Origin of the sequence: Kitasatospora sp. NPDC051164 (assembly GCF_044455625.1) — a bacterium.
Lineage (GTDB): Bacteria > Actinomycetota > Actinomycetes > Streptomycetales > Streptomycetaceae > Kitasatospora.
Genome location: NZ_JBITFB010000024.1, coordinates 172,708 through 179,038 on the forward strand (window position 1 = coordinate 172,708; position 6,331 = coordinate 179,038).

The following is a 6,331-nucleotide window of genomic DNA, read 5'->3' on the forward strand; positions in this document are numbered from 1 at the left end:
GGCCCCGGTGGACCTCGTCGCGGACAACTCTCTGGTGCATTCGCTGCCGCCGGACGACGGCGCGCGGCTGCTCCGGCTGCGGCAGGACCCCCCGAGGGAGGGGTTCGCTGATGTCCGGTTCGTGTCCTACGCCGACCCGGTGTTCCTGCGGCTGGCGCGAGAGCGGGGCCGACACGTGATCAGCTCGGACCTCTTCACCGACCTGCGGCGCAGGGAGCCCTGGGTGGAGCAGCAGCCCGACCGCATCCTCGCCTGGACCACGGGAGCGGATCGGCGGGTGCCGCCTGCGCCGGAGCGGCATCGTGCCGGCGCCCGGGTACCGGGTGTCCCAGGCGATCGAGTTCAAGGATCTCAAGCACCTTCAGCGCCTTGATCCGGAGCACAGCGACCACAAGCGCGTCCTGCGGAGCCACTGGCGGTGCAGGGCACTCGGTTGCGACACCGCGATGAGGTGGCCGGACGGGCTGCTGGGCTGGCCCTCCGTCAGCCGCACTACTGCCCGCGCCGTCTGCACGTGCGGCGCGCTGCTGGAGGAGCTCGGGCCGCGCGGCACGACCCGGAGTTTCGTCGTCTCGGACGCGACGGCCCCGGACCTGCCGGGCGGGCTGTCGGCCGGCGAGTTCCTGCGCTTCCCGGTCAGCGTGGGCGACGCGGTGCAACTCGGGCGCGGCACGCTGCGCCACGGCATCAACCTGGGCGCGGAGGAGCTCGACCCGCCGCCCGGCGTCAAGCGGGTCAGCCGGGTCCATCTGCTCATCTCGATGGAGGAGAAGCCGGGCGGCGGCAACCCGCAGGCCTACGCGGTGGACCTCGGCTCGGGCAACGGCACGGTGGTGGTGCGCGGCTCCGGTCCGGCGCGTCGGATCGAGCCGGGCGAGCGGGTGGCGTTCGGCGAGGCCGACCGGCTGGTGCTCGGGGACACCGTGGCGCTGCGCATGTCCGGGAAGCGGTACTTCAACGCGGAGCAGGCCCTGCCGCCGGAACTCGGGGACGGCGGCGGCGGCCGGACCTCCTTGGGCTGAGACGGCCGGGTCTCACTGCGGCGCGTAGCCGGACACGACTGTCCCGTCGGCGAAGCCCGCGTACATCAGACCGTCGGACAGGACGGCGGAGGGCTGACCCGCCGAGACGCCCAGGTCGTTGCGACTACCGGGCCAGTCCGGGAACGAGACGGGCCTCGTTACCTCGTTCGCTCCCTGCGCCAGGTCGATGCTCCCGGGAGAGGCGACCGTCAGCTCGACGGCCTTGCCGCCCGCCAGCAGCAGTGCCGTCGTCTTGCTGGTCCGGTCCTCCGGGAGTTGGTGGCTCCAGACCTCGCGGCCGGTAGCGAGGTCCACGGCCGAGTGGGCGCCCGGGGTCATCCCGTCGGCGACCAGCAGGCCCTTGGCGCCCAGCGCCAGGTGTGGGCCCGCGCCGGTCAGCAGGGTGCGGCCGCCGTCCAGGTGCCGGGCGTCGAATGCCGAGACCTTGCCCTCCCCGGTGTCGGCGCAGACCACCCACTGTCCGTACCCGTGGAGGACGGTACAGACGGAGGCGGTGGAGCCGGTGATGGTGCCGCCCGTGGTCTCCAGCATGACCAGGCGCTGGTCCGACATCGCGTACAGTCGTCCGTCGAGGGCGATCGGCAGGGTACCCGCGGAGTCGAGCGGTGTCGTCCACAGCTCCCGTCCGTCGTCGGTTGCGTTCGCCCGCAACTCGCTGTGGTCCGCCGCGCCGCTGCCGCCGAAATGCGGGCTGGTGGGGTCGGCGAGGTCGGTGACGAGGGTCTTGCCGACGAGCACCACACCGACGGCGATCCGGCCGTCCCGGGCAGGCTTCTCCCAGAGGACGGTGTGGTCGCGCAGCCGGATCGCACGGGTGTAGCTGCCGTCGGTGGTGTAGGCGTTGCCGTCGGCCAGGACCGGGGCCCGGACGGTCGCATCGCCGAGCCGGCCCTTCAGCGGCACCTTGGGATCGAGGCTCCAGCGGGTCGTGCCGTTGTCGGCGTCGAGCGCGATCAGCCCGCCGTCGGAGCGCGAGCACACGTACAGGCCCTCGCCCAGGGCGCAGCCGGCGAGGCGGATGCCCAGCTCCTTGTGCCACGGTGCCCAACTCGTCCGGATCGAAGCGGTGTCGAGTGCCGCGCTGCCGAACTCGCCGCCGGCCCCGGCATCTCCGTCGGCCATGGCGGCGGGTAGTGCCTCGGGGCGCGGGGTCGGGCCTGAACTGGCTCCGGTGGACGCGGGGTTGACGGACGGGGGCGCCCCGGTGTCGGAGGTGTCGGCCGGCCACCGCGGGACGAGAAGCACCCCGAGCACGCTCAGCACCACCCCCAGCACCGCCGCGCCCACCAGTGGGCCCCGGCGTCGGCGTGACGGTGCCCGCGGGGCGGCGGGTACGGGCGTCAGAGGCAGCGCCGCCAGGTGTGCGGCGTCCTGCTCGTAGCGCGCGCACAGCTCCGCGACCGCCGGGGGCCAGCCGCGCGCGGCCGGCTCCGCGCCGAGCAGCGCGGTCAGTTCGGCGAGGTCTGGGCGGTCCTGCGGACGCAGTCGCAGGCACTCGGCGAGGACGCCGCGCAGGCCGGCGGGCACCCGGGACAGGTCGGCCTCGGCCTGGCCGATCCGGTGCAGTACCGCGAGCGCCTGGCCGCCGTCGAAGGGGCCGCGCCCGCAGGAGGCGTATGCGAGCACCGCGGCGAGGCAGAAGACGTCCGAGGCGGGGCCGATCCGGGTCGCGCCGTCGAGGTGCTCGGGCGACATGTAGCCCGGGGTGCCGATCACCTTGCCCATCGAGGTCAGTACGGTGCCGTTCAGGCGCTTTGCGATGCCGAAGTCGATCAGCCGTGGGCCGGCGGAGGACAGCAGCACGTTGCCGGGCTTGATATCCCGGTGCAGCAGGCCTTGGGCGTGGACGGCGCCCAGTTCCCCGGCGAGGTCTGTACCGAGCGCGCGTACGGTCTGCTCGTCCAGCGGACCGGGCGCCTCCACCGCCTCGGCGAGCGTCGGTCCGGGGATGAACTCCGAGGCCAGCCAGCGTGGTTCGGCGCTCGGGTCGCAGCCGAGCAGGGTGCCGGGGAGGGCCGCGGAGACCGAGCGTGCGGAGTCGATCTCGCGACGGAACCGGGCTCGGAGTTCGTCGTCCGGTATCCGCTCCGGGTGCAGGGTCTTGACGGCGACCAGGCTGCCCGGGCCCGCCGCTTCGGGGCTGCGGGCGAGATAGACCTCGCCCATGCCCGCCCGCGCCCAGCCGGGCGAGGGTCAGGTACGGTCCGATCAGGCGCCGGCTGTCCGGGGGCAGCGGCTGCAGCACGGCGAACTCCGTTCGTCGGGGAGGGTCATGACATCCCGGTGCGGCCTGGCCAGGGTCACTGTGGGGCCTCGACGGCGTGTACCGCGCCGTCTGCGCCGACGGCGATCAGGATCCCGTCCAGGGCGAGCACCCGGGGGTGTCCGTACTCGGCGAAGGAGGAGAGCGTCGCGTGCGGGCCGGGCGACCCGGCGGGCTTCGCCAGGTCGACCGTGGTGGGTGCCGGTGCCGCGCCCTCCGGGTTCGCCGGGACGATCAGCAGCCGGGCATCGGTCATGGTGACGGCCTTCGTACCGAGCAGGATCGGCCGGGCAGTGGTCGGGTACACCGTGGAGTCTCCGCCGCGCGGCTTGTCGACGGCGAGGCGCCAGCGCTGGGCTCCGGTGGCGGCGTCGATGGCGGACATCGAGCCGTCCGACGCGTTCTGGGCGGTGATCACCGTGCCGTCGGTCGCGGTGATCACCGTCTTCTGGTCGTGGAGTCGCTGGTTGTCCCCGCTGATGTCCTTCGACCCGGCGAAGTCCCTGGCTCCGGCGGTCACCAGCCCGCCGTCGGCGGTCCGGCACAGCACGGTCGTGCCGGTCACGGCGAGTGGGCCGCAGGCGCCCGGCATCGTCGCGATCGGTGCGCCGGTATCCTCGTCGAAGGAGGCGAGCCCGTCGGAGGTGGCGGCGTAGACGGTGTGGCCGTCGCCCGCCACGGGGCCGTATCTGAGGTGGAGCTTGACGGTGGTCGGGCCGTTGCGGCCCAGCGGGCGGCTCCAGGTGGGCTGCCCGCCGTCGAAGGTCGAGGCGTCCAGGGTGAACTCGCAGCCGATCTCCTCGCCTCGGTGGCACAGCGACAGGAGGAGCCGGTCCCCGTCCGCGAGCGGCTCGGTGGCGAGACCTACGTCCTTGCCGAAGGGGGTGGTCGACAGGACACGCCCGCCGGTGAGGTCCTGGACTCGCAGCGCACCGTCGGCGTCCCGGCTGGCGACGCGGTTGCCGTTGATCGCCGGGTCGTCGCCGTCTTCGGGGATGAGGCGCAGGCCGTTGTTGGTCGTCGGCTGGTCCGGTGCGCCGGGATCCTTCGGGAGGTCCACGCGCCAGCGCTCGTGGCCGGTGGCGGTGTCGAGGGCCTGGAGGCTGCCGTCCACCAGGCGGCATACCAGGGTGCCGGCACCGAGCGAGCAGCCGGTCGGCTGGTCGGCCAGGTAGGCGGCCCAGGGGTGGAATCCGCTCGGCGGCCGGGTCTGCGCCGTGGTGAAGACCGCGTTGTGGCCTGGCCCGCCCTGCTCGGTGACACCCGTGAGCGTCGCGGCAGCCGGGGGTGCCTTGGTGGCGGCCACCGACGGGGTGGGCTGCCCGTCGGCCGGTGACCCGCTGCCGACTCCGAAGTGCAGGACGGCTGCTGTCCCGGCCGCCGCCAGGACGAAGGCGCTCGCAGCGGCGATCACGAGGGGGCTGCGGCGCCTTGCCGGACGGCCGGCCCCGGTGGACGCCGCGGCATTCGTCGGGCGGGGCGGCGGCGCAAGGGCCGCGGCTTGCGCCGAGGCGCTGCTCTCCGCGATCATCCGGGTGATCTCCGCCGGCCAGCCCGTGGCCGGGTCGGGACACTGCAGCGCCTGCGCCAGCTCGGCCGGGGTGGGGCGGTCGGCCGGCTCCCGGAGCAGGCAGGCCGCCACGATCCCGTGCAACTCGACCGGGACGGCGCCCAGTTCGGTCTCGGCACGGGCCGTCCGGTGCAGCAGCACGGCGGGCTCGGCCTCCCCGAACGGGCCCCGCCCGGTGGCGGCGTACACCAGGACCGCACCCAACGAGAACACGTCCGAGGCCGATACGGCGTGCCCGGCGTCCAGGACCTGCTCGGGAGCCATGTACCCGAGCGAGCCCAGCATCGTCCCGCCGGACACGGCCGTCTCCTCATCGGCGGCGCGGGCGATGCCGAAGTCGATGAGCTTGGGGCCGGTGGCGGACAGCAGGACGTTGCCGGGCTTCAGATCGCGGTGCAACAGTCCCTTGCCGTGCACGTCGGACAGCGCCGCCGCCAGCCGGACCCCGATCCCCGCGACTACCGCGACGGGCAGCGGACCGCAACCGGCCACCGCCCGGTCGAGCGTCGGCCCGGCCACGAACTCGCTCGCCAGCCACGGCACTTCGGCATCGGCCGAGCCGCCGAGGAGCCGGGCCACCCAGGGGCTCTCGACCGTGCGCAGCGCCTCGATTTCGCGCCGGAAGCGGTTTCCCACGTCGGGGTTGTCCAGCAGCTCCGGGCGGATCGTCTTCACCGCGGCGAGCGTGCCGTCCTCAGCCCGCCCCAACAGCACCTGGCCCATGCCCCCGGCGCCCAGCCGTCCGACGATGCGGTAGGGCCCGATCCGATCTCCCTGCGCAGCCGCCACCCCGACCCCTCCGTGTCCCCCGACCCCGGCCGCCACGTCGGCGGGCAAGGCGATGTTTTCGGCGAGTTCGGGCTCCACCCGTGTGATGGTCTGTGACATGCCGCTTTCGGCGTAATCGGCGGTTGTGGGCCGTCTGGCGGTCACGATGTGCTTGTTGATCACAGTCCTGGTAAGGGAGACCGCTGGTGCACAGGTCTCGTGAGGTGCTGTTCGGGAGGATCCGGTGGGCCCAGCGCGAGCAGGGGCTGTCGGGTCGGGGGCCGGCGGTTCGGTTCAAGGTGTCGCGGCGCACGGTGCGGCCGGCGTTTGAGTCTCCGGTGTCGCCGAAGCGGAAGTCGCCTCCTGCGCGGCCGAGTGTGCTGGAGCCGGTCAAGGTCTTCATCGACGCGATACTGCAAGACCTTCGGCGACGCCCGTGTCTGCGCGGCCGTCGCCGACCGGATCACGTTGCGCTGAACCCTTGTCCAAACCGGCACGGAGTCCTACCGCTGCTTGGCCATCCAGGAAACCCTTTTCCCGGCCCGAAGATGACGACTCCCCGGCGCCTTGGGCCGGTCGGCCTCAACCGTGGGCGTGGACGGTGCCGTCTGTCACGCGCGGTCTGTGCCATGGTCCTTGTCCTCGCGTCCGCGCTGGCCTGGGTCGTGACCGGTCCGTCCGATGCCG

At 73.5% G+C, this 6,331-nt stretch carries 3 protein-coding genes; 1 reads left to right on the forward strand and 2 read right to left on the reverse strand.

All coding sequences use genetic code 11. The features are described 5' to 3' along the window. Nucleotides 1-302: 302 nt before the first annotated feature. Nucleotides 303-1,022 (forward strand): FHA domain-containing protein, encoded by a 720-nt coding sequence (locus ACIBEC_RS32010; RefSeq protein WP_360509650.1) that lies wholly within the window; start codon nt 303-305, stop codon nt 1,020-1,022. Nucleotides 1,023-1,034: 12 nt separating this feature from the next. On the opposite strand, the gene ACIBEC_RS32015 is transcribed toward ACIBEC_RS32010, so the two are convergent. After that, on the reverse strand, nt 1,035-3,209 hold the full coding sequence (locus ACIBEC_RS32015) for a protein kinase (RefSeq protein WP_360509648.1): 2,175 nt from the start codon (nt 3,207-3,209) through the stop codon (nt 1,035-1,037). Between the two features lie 134 nt (nt 3,210-3,343). After that, nucleotides 3,344-5,743, reverse strand: coding sequence for a protein kinase (locus ACIBEC_RS32020; RefSeq protein ID WP_360509646.1), 2,400 nt, complete (start codon nt 5,741-5,743; stop codon nt 3,344-3,346). Nucleotides 5,744-6,331: the final 588 nt, after the last annotated feature.